The organism is Actinokineospora sp. NPDC051303, from assembly GCF_055586285.1.
In genome coordinates, this window is sequence record NZ_JBVJIN010000023.1 from 80349 (window position 1) to 93441 (window position 13093).

Genomic DNA, 13093 nt, shown 5'->3' on the forward strand with positions numbered 1-13093 from the left:
GCCTGCCATTTAAGGGAGTGTCATGTCTGACTTCTTTGGCCCCCGTAGGGGCCTTGTTATACCCCGTGACCTTTTGGAGTCTTGGACTGGACCACTTACAGATCAAGAGCTCGATCGTCTAGACCATTCGCTTCCCTATTCGACCATTCCCGCAGCTCTGAAAGAAATGGCGTTTGCTGTCTCCGGTTGAGGGCGAAACCCGACTTCGGTCGGGTCCGCAGGGCTGGCATCCCTGCGCTGACGAGCCTGCCGTAACGAGAGGACCCCATGAGCACCACTGCCACGCCGTTCTCCGATAAGGAAGCTGCGCACATCTGCATGGCGGACAAGCTGCGCACAATATTGTCCGAGTTCAACAGCACCGACGAGTCGGTCGTTTCCTTCTACGCACTCGATAACACGCATGAGGCGATACATCAAGGATTCGACCAGGCTCAGCCATACGCATTAGTCCAGCGTGCACTCATCCTCTCGCTAACGGAATTGGTAGGAGGGGACGAGGAACGTGCCAACGAACTTTACAACGTGATGATCGACAACGGTGAGGACGTCGCTTACAACCTCCAAGTCATGCGGGAAAAGTGGGCCAAGGACGTAGAGTCGGAACATCTGCGGATGGCCGACTCTCTAATGCATGCGCTGTCCACGCTGGACAAGTCCGACGTCGCTCTAGTTGGCGACTACTACACCCACGCCGAAGACGGCCTGTCGGCGCACAGTCAGGTGCGTGCTGCATTGATGCAGGCACTCTTCGTTCTGACCGGGGGGAACACCCAGCGGTCGGCCGCGCTCGTCGAAGCCGCGTTTATCCACGAGTGCACCATTTCCCATGTGCTGGACGACGCACGGGAGCAGTGGGCACGCGAGGACGCGGGGGTCTGAACCGCAGGCCCACACCAAACCACAGGAGTTGAGGCGAAACAGGGGGGCGCCCCTGTCCGCGGGGGTGGCATCCCTGTGCCGACGAGCCTGCTAGATTGGAAGGTCGCCATGAGTAAAACGGATACTAAAAAATACACGGTCGTTGGTGTGAACACCGACGCGAAATTGAAGAGCGCTGCCCCTGGCTTCAGTCATGTCGGAGGAAGGCCACTTGTCGCCGCTGTATTCGAGGGCGTGTTGTTCAACTGCGATGAAGCACCGGAATCCGACGGGTGGATGCGGTGGCTGGTGACTATCGAGGCAAACGGTCCAGAGGAAGCGGAAACATTGGACTCACAACAAGTTTTCCGATACTGGGCGGAAGGCGAATGAGAAACAACTCTGAGATGGTGATCACTCATGCCTACTCCCCAGAACAGTACGCACGAGCGGTAGAGCTGTGGGGACGACTACTGGACTCATGGCGCGTGTCGCTCACCGAGGACACCTATCGGCGGGGCCTGTCGAAGGTTCCGGCCGAGCAGCTCTACCAGCTCGTGATGAGCGATGGAACGGAAACACGCGACCACTACGCCGTGACCGTGACCCTGGCCGGGTACGGGGATTGCTGGGGAAACGAATACGACGCGGCGAATGTTCGAGCCTTTCAAGAGTTCGTGGGCGTCGAGGTGTCGATCAACGACGACGAGGGGCTGGCGTGGATGCAGCTCGGCGAGCTGCCCGTGGGCAACGAGGACGACCTCGACACCGGCCTTGACCGCTTGGAGGCGGTCGTGAACACCATCGAAAATATGGACGATTCTCTGCTCATCGACGAGAGCTCGTACTCCGAGTACGAGGACGAGATGCGTAAAGAAGCCTGGGACAGGTGGATTCGCGTGGAGGTCATGAGAGAATTGGAACGCTGGGCGCACGACTACTGGGACTGCTTCGATGTTTCAGAGACGCGCGTCCGTGAACTGTACTACGAGTACAGCGGGAATCAATGGGAGTTCGAGAACGCGGTCTCGATGATCAACCGCGGACACGACGGCGCAACCGCCTACGTGCTGCAAACGGTAATCGCGGAGTGGCGTACTCCCTTGGCTTGCCCTGCTCAGATCACACTCACGTTCGCTTCCTGACCATCTGGCGAAACCGTCCTTGGACGGTCCTCTGGGCGGCTTGCCAGTACTAATGAGTCTGCTAGGACCAGGAGAAAATGAGTGATGTGCAAATCTACTTTTTCCGCTCTTGTAGACCTCACCTTTGCGGTGGATCTCGACCACTGGACATTTGACTACGGCACCGACCCAGGTCGGGCATCCATCGAGGATGCCCGTGAGCACCTGAAATACCTGTTGGTCGAAGTGGTTCAGTCGATCGGACGTGGGACTACGGGCCTCGCCTATTCAGTGAGTTCGGTGGCAGCAACGGTAAGTCCTCCGCAATAGGTGACTAGCGAAACTTCCAAAATAGGTTCTTTGGGGAGTGGCGCCCCAGGGGAGCGAGTCCGTCGCCACGGGAGATGAACTGATGAATGTAGAAATTAGTGCCGACCAGGTGATCAGGTTGCGCAGTTTAATATGGCAAATGCCATTTGGCACCGTCATGAACCTTGAACTTTTCGATCTTGCGACGGGACAGTTGAACATCGAAGCCCTGATCATCAACCTAGAGAACCTCCGGGATGCCTTGCGTTCCGCGCGCGATGGGAATGAGGAGAAAGACCGAGAGTTGGCGGACCTGCGGGAACAGAGGGCAGTCATTCGTAGATTCCTGGGGCTGCTGTGAAATGGCCCATAGTTGGAGTCTATCTGATGAGACTCGTTGCTGTGATCGAACTGTTCATCGGGCTTAGTTACCTTCATCAGCGATACATATGGTTGTCTGTGGCATTTTTTGTCGCGTGTTTGATGTTTGGGCACACAGCAAATATGTGGGAACGGGAGGCTGAAGAAGAAGGCGACAATGACGACGACCGGTGAACGATGGCAAAGGCGCGCCCGGCCCTGACCGACCTGCTACACGAGGAGTTTGATGACGATGGCGACGTACACAGTCGCGGGATTGATCAAAAATGAGAATGAGTTACTGATCGCGGGTGTTTTCGAGGGCGAGCACTGGAGTGTGGATAGCGAATCACATTCGGGTGAAGGCGGTGAATATCAAAGATGGTCGACAGGAGTCCAAGCCGACAGCGCCGAAGAGGCCGAGGCCCAGGCGCTTAACGAGTTCAATGAAGAGAACCTGTGCCGGACTCCTGGCTGCGACGGCGATCCGGATGGCCCCGACTCCTGGGACGGGTTTTGTGGCGGCTGCATGGACAGTTCAGAGCAAGAGGAGTACAGGAAAAAACTTTGCTAAGAGTATGACACATTTTGACGAAACCGTCTCTTCAAGGCGGTCCCGAGGGTTGGCATCCCCCGGCTGACGAGTCTGCCAGTAAAGAGGACGGACAGTGGAATTCGACCCAAGAGTGGTTAGCGACGAGAACGTAGACGACATTATTGACGCGGCTGAGTACGGCATCACCTACTGGGCTGCAACACCAACGACGGCGCAACTGGCCCGCGCACCCGAGGGGACGACGTTCACGGTCGTCGAACGTGAAGAGGATGGAAGCGGTGAGGTGTTTTATCTGACGCGCGACGAGATCCGTGGCGCCATCGCCAAGATTCTCGATTCCGAACAAACGCTCGTGAGCAACAGAATCCGTGGCTATCTCGTGGGCGCCTGGGAGGGCCGCGACGAGGATGGAATCGAGATCGGCCATATCGACAGTGATGCGGCTGACTGCATTGTGCAAGTCGCTTGCTTTGGCAGATTGACGTACGGATGACATCTCACCTGACCTCACCAGGCGAAACCCCCGCGCGGGGTCCGCGGGACGGCATCCCCGCGCTGACGAGCCTTACCAACGACAAAGGAACGATTGATGACCAGTGCTTTTCTCCCGTCCCCGACTTACCGGGCGACCATCGAGCTCGACGATGTCGCCGTCAACCCGCGCGTGGACTACGACCACACAGCGCACGTGGTGACAGTCGATCACCGGGAGTACATCGACATTGACGAGGACTACGGGCCACTGGCTGATCAGTGGCGCCACTACGAGAGTCGTCACGACAGGTGCCGGGCGATGGTGCTGTTTGCCCGGTACGCGCGGGCGTTCCACGGCGCACACCTACTGCTCGAACGTCCGAGCCCGGACGGCTCCCGTGCCGTCTGGTACCTCATGCCGGACCAGGTCGACGTGCCCGAAGCCAACGGCACCCCGGAGACCCTCGCGCGGCAGATCATGGAGGCCGAGCGCGCTGAGTACCGCGCATGGGCGCGCGGGGAGGTCTACATGGTCAAGGTCGAGCGGCTCGTGGCATGGTCCAGCGCCGAGCTCGGAGTTCGTCCGGCCTGGGAGACCGTCGACTCGGTGGGCGGCTTCTACAGCCGTGAGGATGCCGAGCAGGCTGCGCAGGTCGCGCTCGACGCCCTGATGGTCGAAGGCATCGGGTCTGTCGAACAGAACGGTGAGCAGCGGACTTCTAGGTCAGCGAGAGTGTGGAGTGCCGTCATGGCTGGTCTTGACCGCCTGAAGGCCCTCGCCCTGAAAGCCCGTCCTACGGCGGGAGCGCGGCGCTGACAGCGCCTCGACAGCTCGTCGTGGTCCGTACTCGGACCCGCAAGCAAGAGACGGAGATGGCGGCGAAACCTGGCCCGTGCCGGGTCCGCGGGACCGGCGTCCCCGCGCTGATGAGCCCTGCCACAACAAAGGAGATCGCATGACCGAACGTGGCCGCTTCGGCGGTCAGTGTTTCACCGAGGACTGCCCGGAGACCGGGGCGACGGGGTCGTCCCTGTACGACAGCGGCAATGACCGCAACCGCTGTATCGGCTGCCATGACGCAATCCACGCGCTGATCCCCGCCATCCCTTCGGCGGTCTGGGAGTTGGGCCTAGTGGACGACGACGCACATAGCTCGTACGTGCGGTCCGTGGTGACCTTGCCCTACCGGGACCTGCGGGACCGAGCAGCACCTCTGCTTGCGCGTAAAGGTGAGGCATACGAGGATTTCGCGCGACTAGCCGTTGCGACGGGGAACGCGATGCTTACACACGACTGCGTGGCTCGCATCGTCGAGGTGCCGCACTTAGTGATCGAAACGACGGTCACCAATTTTTGGATCAGCTTCCTCAAAGCCTCCAAGAACCAGAACTAATGGCGAAACCGCCCTGGGGCGGTCCTCCGGGTTGGCGCTCCGGGGCTGACGAGCCTGCCAACGCGATCCCACACTACTTTCACCTGCACAACTTTCCGTGCTGTTGGATCGCTACCTAATGAGGAGTCTAATCATGACGAACGATGGGGAAGAATACAGCCTAGTCGATTGGAGAAATCTATCAGACGGTAGCTGTGTGGCACTGTACGACAGCATCTCGCGCGAAGAAACGTATGTCGTCATCTCTTACAGTGATGGCGGCCCACCGGACCTCTGGGACTTTCCGAATATGGCGTCGGGCCGTGAGTTCTACGAGGAACAGCGGGTTGAGGAGCAGATGACGGCATGAAGGTGGCCGAGTACGCGGTGCGCCTCGTGCGAGACTCGGAGAAGGCCACGGTTTTCACTCTCGCCGAGAACCGGGATCAAGCCGTGCTGTTCGCGTTCCACGCGGAAGGTTCCTGGTCGGACGACGCGACGCTCGGATGGGTCAAACGCAGACCGATATGCGACTACTGCGATGCCCGTGCCACCAGGCAGGACAGCGAACCCCTGTGTGAACGGCACGCGCGAGAGCACTACGGCCGCGACTACCGAACCAGCACCAAGACGCTGGGCATCCGCAGCTTCATCGAAGATAACTATTAAAGGCGCGCCAACGGCATGGCCACCATTGGTAAAACCTAACCACTGCCTAGAGTGTGTCCGCAACCTTTGTCAACCTTGAATGATCAGAAAATCCGGACATGTATCGGTCATGGGGAAGTCTGCTGAACTGGCCGAGCCTGCCCCGCAAAGGAGATGAAAATGGATTCAAAAGATATTAGTTCCGCCAGCACGTCGTTCACGGCCCATGCCGCAGCTCCCGACACGGCTCGACGGCGGCGCCCCGAGCAGTACGCCGACTGGGAATGTCTGGACGTCCGCAACATCTACGGCGGTCGCATTGTGGACCCCGGCCATTATGAGGACATTCATTATCCGGCCATTGTGCCGAGAAGTGGCGGCAGCCCGCCGGTGTGTTCGTGCGGTTGGACCCGGTTCCGACATAATGAACAGTTTATCGAACTCAGCCAACACATCGCCGAACAAGGCGAGTTCGGGTCGCTGGATGCGCCCGTGAACGCAGAATAACGTGTAAGTTTCTATCAAACGATCGGACGTAAGTGAGGATCACACCCCGCAAAGATGAAATCGCGGCCATCGTGTCCCTGCTCGAAAGCGACAGTTACGACTCGGCCGAGGCCCTGGCGAAGGACGTCATCAAGAAGGTTGCGGAACTGTTCGCCGACCGCGAGTTCTACGCCTGGGTTCACCGAGGCGGCCCAGGGCAACTCCAACTCGCGTGGGGACCGCTGACCAGCGACGCCGAAGTACTCAAGCTCGCCAAGAAGGCTGGCCTGGGCGGCGAGTCCATGTCACTGAAGCTCTACAGCACAGGAGCGCTCCTCGCCCGGATCGCAGACAACACCGCTGCGCCTACTGAGCACTGTTCCTCGTGCCACCACCCGCACGGAATGCATGAACACCCGCGGTTCGGCGCCAAGTGCGCGGCTCGCGGGTGTGGGTGCACGCAAAACCGGAAGTAGCAACGCCTCCCCCGCCACACTGAATCTTAGTTCAGTGCTGGCTCTCTCTGGATGTGACCTTGTGAGCAACATTAAGACAGTTCCCCACGTGTGGTGTGACGACTGCCGCAAGCGCGGGTTCGAGGACGAATATGACGCGGCGAAAGCTCTCGGGAGAGCCCGAAGTAAACGCGAGCGTCACGCAGATCGACTAAACCCCGCTTCTCGGCGGGGAATAAAGCGCGAAAACCGGATCTACGAGTGCCCGGCAGGACTGCTCCACCTGACCGAACAGTCCCGACGCGTACACATCGAACGATCTGGTCGCCAGATGTCACCTTAAGTTGGCCAACGTCGCACTGCTGAGTACCTACACTCGGGAAACGGCCCGGAGGGGTACGCCCCGGAGTCAGTAGCTCGCTAAATGTCCGGAGAATGACCAATTGGCTTCACGCCGCCTCACAGTTGCCGAAGTATGTGCCGACCTGGAGATTTCCCGTTCCACTTTTTACGACTGGCGGATAAAGGGTCGTGGCCCTCGCTGCCTCAAATTACCCAACGGAGAGATCCGTGTTCGAGTTTCCGACTACGAGAGGTGGTTGGACAGCCTGGAGGAGAAGTAGTTGGAACCTTTATCCTTTGATGTGCGCTTCTACAAGACGGAAGAGTACGAACACAAGAGCAAGCGAAAGGGGGTTGGGAAGACTTACTGGGTCCGGTGGAGCGTCAAGCAGGAGCGACACAAGGAAAAGTTCCAGAATAGCGCGCTTGCCGAGGGCTTCCTCTCCACTCTCAAGGCCGCAGCGGCGCGCGGCGAAGCCTTCCGGATCTCTGACGGTTTGCCGGTTTCGATGGCCCAGGCCGTGGCGAGGTTGAGTTGGTACGAGTTCGCGTGCGCCTGGATCGACGAGCGATGGCCGCACATTGCCGCCACGACCCGGCGCACGCAAGCTGAGGCGCTGACTCGGGTCACTCCAGGGATGTACTCCAACCTTCGTGGCAAGCCCGACGACAAGCTCCTGCGCAGGGCGATGACCCGCTACGCCTTCAACACACTGAGGCGGGAAGCGGACGACATCCCCGAGGATGTACGCAAGGCACTCAAGTGGCTCAGCGAAAACACCCGCCCGGTGTCCGACCTGAGCAACCCCGACGTGCTGCGGCCGATGCTGAACCTCCTCCTGACCAAACTTGACGGCAAACCGTCCGCAGCCAGCGTCATCTCCCGGCAGCGCAAGATCCTCGGGACCGCCCTGGAGTGGGCTACCGTCGTCAAGAAGCAGTTCGAGGTCAACCCGCTCGCGGGTTTCAAGTGGACCAACGCACCGAGGAAGACGATCCAAGCCATCGACCCACGCCGAGTGGCCAACCCTCGCCAGACCGCGGAGTTTCTGCGTGCCGTGGGAGAGCGGGGCAAGGTCGGAAAGCGCCTCAAGGTCTACTTCCAAGCGCAGTACGAGGCACTCCTACGCCCGGAGGAGGCTGCGGCGCTGAGTCTTCCACAGCTCGCACTCCCGAAAGACGGTGGCTGGGGCAAGATCTACCTCACCGACGCTCGACCATACGCGGGCACGGACTGGACCGACGACGGCGAGCAACGGGAGAAGCGCGGCCTCAAGCAACGCGACGAAGGCACCGTGCGCGTCGCCTGGTCGCCGCCGTCGCTGACCGCTGGCCTGCAATGGCACATCCGCGAGTTCGGCACGACCTCGGACGGGCGCCTGTTCCGCGGAGTACGCAACACGGAGGAGTTGTCGAAGTGGATGCCGCTCCGCATCTTCCGTGAGGCGCGGGAGGCGTCGCTTCCCGAGGAGCTCCTGCCGACGAATGTGCTGGCGACTCCCTACGACCTGCGGCACGCGGGAGTGTCGCTGCTGTTCTCGCTCGGCATCTCGCCCGCTCGGATCGCCGAGCTCGCTGGCCACTCCCTGGAGGTGCTTCTCCGGATCTACGCCCACGTCCTCGATGACGAGGATGAAGGCGTTCAAGCTTTGATCGAGAAGGCGCTCTCGGCGTGGTGAACAGCCGCCTGGGGTGACGCTCTGTTGCGTGACCAAGGCCACGCTTATCGACGTCGGAATCGGGCCAAGATCGCCACCGAGCCGGTTTCGTCGGCACACCATCGGCACAGATGGCCGCAAACGGCCGGTTTCACCCGGATACAGCCGGACATGCGAGAAGGCCCCCGACCGGCATTTTCGCTGGTCGGGGGCCTTCTGCCTGGAGTGCCCCTGGCAGGATTCGAACCTGCGCTCCCGCCTCCGGAGGGCGGTGCTCTATCCCCTGAGCTACAGGGGCGCTCGGCGACGGGGAAAGTTTAGCGCACGGTGTGGGTGGGTCCGCACCGGCCCGGGGTAGTGGGGGCTGGGGGTGGGTTCCGGTCAATGGAGGCGCAGGGTGGCGGCCAGGATGCCGACGGTGCCGCTGAGGGCGCCGATGGCGATGTTGAGGATGCGGTGGGCGCGGGTGGCTCGGCGGTGGTTGGTGGCGAACAGGGCGACGGGGGCCGCGCAGGCGATGGTGGTGATGAGGATTGCCAGGTACGCCAGGAGCAGCCAGGTCCACATGGATGGGTCTCTCCTTCTTGGGCTGTGGTGGAGCCAACGGGGCCGCGCACGGATTCGGCGGGCGTGAGTGGATGCGCTACCACGCTAATGAGATGTGTTCCGGAATAGGAAGTTCAGTCTGGCAATGACCAGGCAACTTGCCAGGACGCCTTCTCGGGGACGGGCGCGGAGAAACGAAACGGGGGAACCGGCAGTCCGGTGTTGGACAAATAGTGGACACTTGCCGAGAACTTGCCAGTGCCGACGCTCAGGACCAGCGGCAACTTGTGGGGAAGTTGCCGCTTCGCCTGGTGGGTAAGGGATGTGGTGTGGGGGCGGCAAGTTCGTGGCAAGTTCCGCGCCGGGGGGTGCGGTCAGATCCGGTCAGTCGCGGTCAGGATCGGGCAGTGGCAAATCGGTGGCAAGAATGTGCTTCTCGGACTTTTCGGCGCTGCGCGCGACAGTGCCGATCGGGGCCGCTACTATCTTGATCACTTTATTGCTGCTGGCGGCTGAAAGGGAGCGACGCGGTGGCGGTGCCTGTCGAGGAGAAGCTCCACAAGGGGGCGGGGGTGCGGCGTCCCGATCTCGCGGAATTCCTGACCGTGCCGTTGGCGGAGAGAATGCACGTCTTCGACGACGACCCGGCGGAGGTTGTGCTGGCCAAGGTCGTCTGGCAGGTGTCGGGGGTGATCAGGCGGGTCACCCGCGCGCCGAAGTGGATCACCGCTTTGGAGGCCATGTACAACCTGCCGCGGGACCCAGAACTCACCCCGCTGGGACTCACCGACCGCCTCGCGCTGTTGCGGCGCCGTCACGGCGCGGGCTGGGACACCAGCACCACGAACACCCGGCTGTCGGAACTGCGCCGCAACCACCTGTTCGACCAGCTCAAGGGCAAGTTCCCCTGGCCGCCCGACGACGAGATCGACGCGCTAGTCCGCCTGGAGGCCGAGTACGCGAGCCTGCGGGGCGGGACCGGCCACCGGAGCTACCTGCTCCCCGAAAGCGCTTTCGGGGAGCTGATCGCCGGGTGGAACGGGGCCGGGCGCGGCGAAGTCGATGACGCTCTGCTCGCCCAGGCGACCCTGCACTTCGCCGTCTCCGCGCGCGGGAACCTGGTGACCGCGACCACCGCCGACTTCGGTGAGAACCTGGCGGTATTCACCGACGCGGGCCTGCTGCGGCAGTACCTGACCGCGGTCCGCGCCCCCGAGTCGGACGTGGCGACCGACGCCCCAGGCCGCAAGATCCTCGACATCCTGGTCTCCGCCGGGCGGATCGGCCTGGTGGTGAACCCGCTGGGCGGCCACGGCGCGCACGTCGGCAGGCGCTGGTCGCCTATGGACCTGGCACGGCTGGTGCGCCGGTGACCCCAGAACAGCAGGGCTTCGCCGTCGACCTCGCCGAGCTGGCGGGGCTGGCGCGCGCGGCCGACGACCTCGCCGAGATCATCCGGACCGCCTGGCAGCGGGACTGGTTCGAGGACGACAAGTGGCCCGACACCGATCCGCTCCGCACCGCGGTGATCACCTACCGGCGGAGCCTGCAGGCGGCGATGGAGCGGTTGGCCGGGGGAACCGAGCGGCTCGCCGAGCACCTCGCGGCCGCCCGCGCGAGCTACCAGGACACCGACGCCGCGGCCGCGAGCGCGATCGAGCGCGTTCTGCGGGACCGATGAGGAGAGTGACGACCGATGGGGCCGCCGATTCCTGACGACCCGACGCAGCCGCCGGGCGCGCGCAACCTGGTGCGCATTCTCACCGAGACGCTGGAAGCCCACGACGAGGCCCTGTCGGCCGGTGACAACCTCACGGCGCGGCTGACACCGCAGCACTACACCGGCGCGGCGCGCGACGCCCTGGTCGGCACCGGGCTGCCGAAGCTTGAGTCGCAGTGGCGGCAGGTCGCCGACGTGCACGCCAAGGCCGTGGAGCGGGTCGGGGGCCACAACACGTTCCTGCACAACCTGCCCGACCTGTGGGCGGAGCCAGCCGACCGCCCCCGGCTGCACGCGCTGTGGGCCCGGCACACCGGCATGGTCGCCGACGACCTGCTGGCCTGGGCCGCCGAACTCGACCAACTCGGCCACATCGACTTCACCGATCCGCCACCGCCCACGCCGCGCCCCGATCCGGTGGCGCCCCGGCCTGAACCGCTCCCGGCACCGGCGGCCTTGGCGCAGGCTCCGGTCCCGGCAGTCCGACCTGACGTGCGGCAGGTCGCCGCGGAGTTCGCCCAGACCTACCAGGCGGCCGACCGCCTCCGCGACCAGATGCTGGCGAGCGAGCGCGCCGACCACCTCCGGTGGCCCGGATGAACGGGGTGAACCAGGCGCACCCGACCGACGCCGACCGGCGACCACAGCTACCACCTCCGCTGGCGGGGATGAGCGAGGCGAACTGGGCGCGCACTGCCGGGCAAACCACAGTGGCACCATCGACAACCCCGCAACCACAACCAGGCAAGCGAACGCGGCTACCACCTCCGCAGGCCAGGACGGGCGAGGCAAACCCGCGCACACCGCCGACCGCCCCCAACCGCCACAAGCCCCAAGAAGAACAAGGCAAACCACACCGTCCCATCCAGACAAACGAACACAGCAACCACCTCCACAAGCCAAGACAGGCAAAGCGAACGACGCGCACACCCCCGAACGCCTCAACCGCCACAGCCACCGACACCACAACAACCACCCCAGCCCCAAACCACACCGCCCCCAACCGGACAAACGAACACAGCAACCACCACCGCAGCCAAAACAGGCAAGGCAAACCACGCCCGCACCGCCGACCGGCTCCACCTCCACAAGCAGGCGGACCATCACCGGTGCCAAGCAAGAGCGGGGCGAACCGGGTGAACACGGTCAGCGAGCAGATGCGGCCTACAACCACAGCGGCCATCTTCGGATGGCCGGGATAACGGGGCGAACCACATGAACATCGCCGACAACCCCCGCACCCAGCCGACGGCGAGCAGGCGCGGCTACCACCCTCGGTGGCCGGGATGAGCGCCGTCGACAACCCTCGGCCGATTCGGGCCGTGCAGGTGGTCGACACCTCGCCCATCGCGCTGGAGCGGGTGCGGAGCGTGGCGGAGTTCGCCGCTTGCTTGGACCAATTGCGGGTGTTGGCGGGGCCGTTGTCGCACCGGGAAGTCGAGAGTCGCAGTGGTGGGCGGCTGCGGCGCACCAAGATCGGGCAGGTGCTCGCGGGGGAGCTTCCCCGTCGCGACTTCCTGACCGCCTACCTGACGGTGTGCGGGGTTCCGGCTGACGCGCACGGACCGTGGCATCGCCAGTGGACGGCCCTGGTCGCGGCCGAACTTCCCGCCGAGCCGGACATCGCGACCGTCCACCGTGAACGGGACGCGGCGGTGGCCAGGGCGCGGCTGCTTGAGCAGGAGGTAGCTGCCCTGCGCACCACGGTCGCCGGGCCGCCGGAGGCCCACGAGTCGATTCGCAAGGAGATTCGCACGCTGCGGGCCGAGCGCGACGCCGCCCGGGGGCAGGCGCGGCTGGTGACGCGACAGTACGAGTCCACAGTGGAACGGCTCAGGCTCGCCGAGGCCGCGCTGGACGAGGCGCTGAGGCGTCAGCGGCTGCTGGACCACGACCTGCGCGACGCGGGGGCCACGATCGCGCGGCTCACCGAGACGGTGGCCCAGCTTCGCGCCAAGCCGGAGTCGGCGGTGGTCGAAAGCGCAGGCCCGCGGGAGCAGAACGGGCAGAAGTGGCTTGCCCTTTACACCAGGGAAGAAGCGGATGACCTTTACGGCACCAGGTCCGACGCGCCGCCGCCGGTCATCGGGGACGGGTGAGGCGGTCGGACGAATTCGCCATGGGTCGAACTTGTGGAAATCGGAACATCAGCCGGTCTCGCTGGGGCACACTGCTCCACGC

Annotated in this window: 20 protein-coding genes, 1 tRNA gene and 2 other RNA genes; 21 read left to right on the forward strand and 2 right to left on the reverse strand. The window is 63.3% G+C overall.

What is annotated here, in order from left to right:
• The first annotated feature begins 190 nt into the window (after positions 1 to 190).
• From ACZ6SD_RS19260 to ACZ6SD_RS19340, 17 genes are all read left to right on the forward strand, one after another.
• Positions 191 to 255, forward strand: an RNA gene (locus ACZ6SD_RS19260) — hammerhead ribozyme type II.
• Positions 256 to 267: 12 nt separating this feature from the next.
• On the forward strand, positions 268 to 882 hold the full coding sequence (locus tag ACZ6SD_RS19265) for a hypothetical protein (protein ID WP_465318306.1): 615 nt from the start codon (positions 268 to 270) through the stop codon (positions 880 to 882).
• A 75-nt stretch (positions 883 to 957) separates the two neighbouring features.
• Complete coding sequence (locus tag ACZ6SD_RS19270) at positions 958 to 1254, forward strand: hypothetical protein (protein ID WP_465318307.1); 297 nt, start codon at positions 958 to 960, stop codon at positions 1252 to 1254.
• A 95-nt stretch (positions 1255 to 1349) separates the two neighbouring features.
• Positions 1350 to 2006 carry a hypothetical protein gene (locus ACZ6SD_RS19275; protein WP_465318308.1) on the forward strand — a complete coding sequence of 219 codons (657 nt, stop codon included), beginning with the start codon at positions 1350 to 1352 and terminating at the stop codon, positions 2004 to 2006.
• Positions 2007 to 2397: 391 nt separating this feature from the next.
• Positions 2398 to 2655: a hypothetical protein gene (locus tag ACZ6SD_RS19280; RefSeq protein WP_465318309.1), complete on the forward strand. Its 258-nt coding sequence runs from the start codon at positions 2398 to 2400 to the stop codon at positions 2653 to 2655.
• A 41-nt stretch (positions 2656 to 2696) separates the two neighbouring features.
• Complete coding sequence (locus ACZ6SD_RS19285; RefSeq protein ID WP_465318310.1) at positions 2697 to 2849, forward strand: hypothetical protein; 153 nt, start codon at positions 2697 to 2699, stop codon at positions 2847 to 2849.
• Positions 2850 to 2901: 52 nt separating this feature from the next.
• Positions 2902 to 3228 (forward strand): hypothetical protein, encoded by a 327-nt coding sequence (locus ACZ6SD_RS19290; protein ID WP_465318311.1) that lies wholly within the window; start codon positions 2902 to 2904, stop codon positions 3226 to 3228.
• Between the two features lie 94 nt (positions 3229 to 3322).
• Positions 3323 to 3703, forward strand: coding sequence for a hypothetical protein (locus ACZ6SD_RS19295; protein ID WP_465318312.1), 381 nt, complete (start codon positions 3323 to 3325; stop codon positions 3701 to 3703).
• A gap of 96 nt (positions 3704 to 3799) precedes the next feature.
• Positions 3800 to 4501 carry a hypothetical protein gene (locus ACZ6SD_RS19300; RefSeq protein WP_465318313.1) on the forward strand — a complete coding sequence of 234 codons (702 nt, stop codon included), beginning with the start codon at positions 3800 to 3802 and terminating at the stop codon, positions 4499 to 4501.
• 139 nt (positions 4502 to 4640) lie between these two features.
• Positions 4641 to 5078 carry a hypothetical protein gene (locus ACZ6SD_RS19305; RefSeq protein ID WP_465318314.1) on the forward strand — a complete coding sequence of 146 codons (438 nt, stop codon included), beginning with the start codon at positions 4641 to 4643 and terminating at the stop codon, positions 5076 to 5078.
• Positions 5079 to 5141: hammerhead ribozyme type II (locus ACZ6SD_RS19310), an RNA gene on the forward strand.
• A gap of 133 nt (positions 5142 to 5274) precedes the next feature.
• Positions 5275 to 5427: a hypothetical protein gene (locus ACZ6SD_RS19315; RefSeq protein WP_465318315.1), complete on the forward strand. Its 153-nt coding sequence runs from the start codon at positions 5275 to 5277 to the stop codon at positions 5425 to 5427.
• Positions 5424 to 5726 carry a hypothetical protein gene (locus ACZ6SD_RS19320; RefSeq protein WP_465318316.1) on the forward strand — a complete coding sequence of 101 codons (303 nt, stop codon included), beginning with the start codon at positions 5424 to 5426 and terminating at the stop codon, positions 5724 to 5726. The genes ACZ6SD_RS19315 and ACZ6SD_RS19320 overlap by 4 nt, the downstream gene beginning before the upstream one ends.
• A 159-nt stretch (positions 5727 to 5885) precedes the next feature.
• Positions 5886 to 6212 carry a hypothetical protein gene (locus ACZ6SD_RS19325; protein WP_465318317.1) on the forward strand — a complete coding sequence of 109 codons (327 nt, stop codon included), beginning with the start codon at positions 5886 to 5888 and terminating at the stop codon, positions 6210 to 6212.
• A 32-nt stretch (positions 6213 to 6244) separates the two neighbouring features.
• A complete protein-coding gene (locus ACZ6SD_RS19330; protein ID WP_465318318.1) occupies positions 6245 to 6667 on the forward strand; it encodes a hypothetical protein in 423 nt (140 codons plus the stop codon).
• Positions 6668 to 7089: 422 nt separating this feature from the next.
• Positions 7090 to 7269: a helix-turn-helix transcriptional regulator gene (locus ACZ6SD_RS19335; protein WP_465318319.1), complete on the forward strand. Its 180-nt coding sequence runs from the start codon at positions 7090 to 7092 to the stop codon at positions 7267 to 7269.
• 21 nt (positions 7270 to 7290) lie between these two features.
• Positions 7291 to 8667, forward strand: a complete 1377-nt coding sequence (locus tag ACZ6SD_RS19340) for a tyrosine-type recombinase/integrase (RefSeq protein ID WP_465318320.1) — start codon at positions 7291 to 7293, stop codon at positions 8665 to 8667.
• Between the two features lie 205 nt (positions 8668 to 8872).
• Here ACZ6SD_RS19340 and ACZ6SD_RS19345 read toward each other — a convergent pair.
• A tRNA-Arg gene (locus ACZ6SD_RS19345) sits at positions 8873 to 8944 on the reverse strand.
• 83 nt (positions 8945 to 9027) lie between these two features.
• Positions 9028 to 9213 carry a hypothetical protein gene (locus tag ACZ6SD_RS19350; protein WP_465318321.1) on the reverse strand — a complete coding sequence of 62 codons (186 nt, stop codon included), beginning with the start codon at positions 9211 to 9213 and terminating at the stop codon, positions 9028 to 9030.
• A 509-nt stretch (positions 9214 to 9722) separates the two neighbouring features.
• Here ACZ6SD_RS19350 and ACZ6SD_RS19355 point away from each other — a divergent pair.
• The 4 genes from ACZ6SD_RS19355 to ACZ6SD_RS19370 all read left to right on the forward strand — a co-directional run bounded on the left by ACZ6SD_RS19355 (position 9723) and on the right by ACZ6SD_RS19370 (position 13011).
• Positions 9723 to 10565: a hypothetical protein gene (locus ACZ6SD_RS19355; protein WP_465318322.1), complete on the forward strand. Its 843-nt coding sequence runs from the start codon at positions 9723 to 9725 to the stop codon at positions 10563 to 10565.
• On the forward strand, positions 10562 to 10873 hold the full coding sequence (locus ACZ6SD_RS19360; RefSeq protein ID WP_465318323.1) for a type VII secretion target: 312 nt from the start codon (positions 10562 to 10564) through the stop codon (positions 10871 to 10873). Before ACZ6SD_RS19355 ends, ACZ6SD_RS19360 begins: the two co-directional genes overlap by 4 nt.
• A gap of 15 nt (positions 10874 to 10888) precedes the next feature.
• Positions 10889 to 11512, forward strand: a complete 624-nt coding sequence (locus ACZ6SD_RS19365; protein ID WP_465318324.1) for a hypothetical protein — start codon at positions 10889 to 10891, stop codon at positions 11510 to 11512.
• Between the two features lie 686 nt (positions 11513 to 12198).
• The gene (locus ACZ6SD_RS19370) at positions 12199 to 13011 is read left to right on the forward strand and encodes a hypothetical protein (protein ID WP_465318325.1); all 813 of its coding nucleotides are present in this window, start codon (positions 12199 to 12201) and stop codon (positions 13009 to 13011) included.
• Positions 13012 to 13093 lie beyond the last annotated feature (82 nt).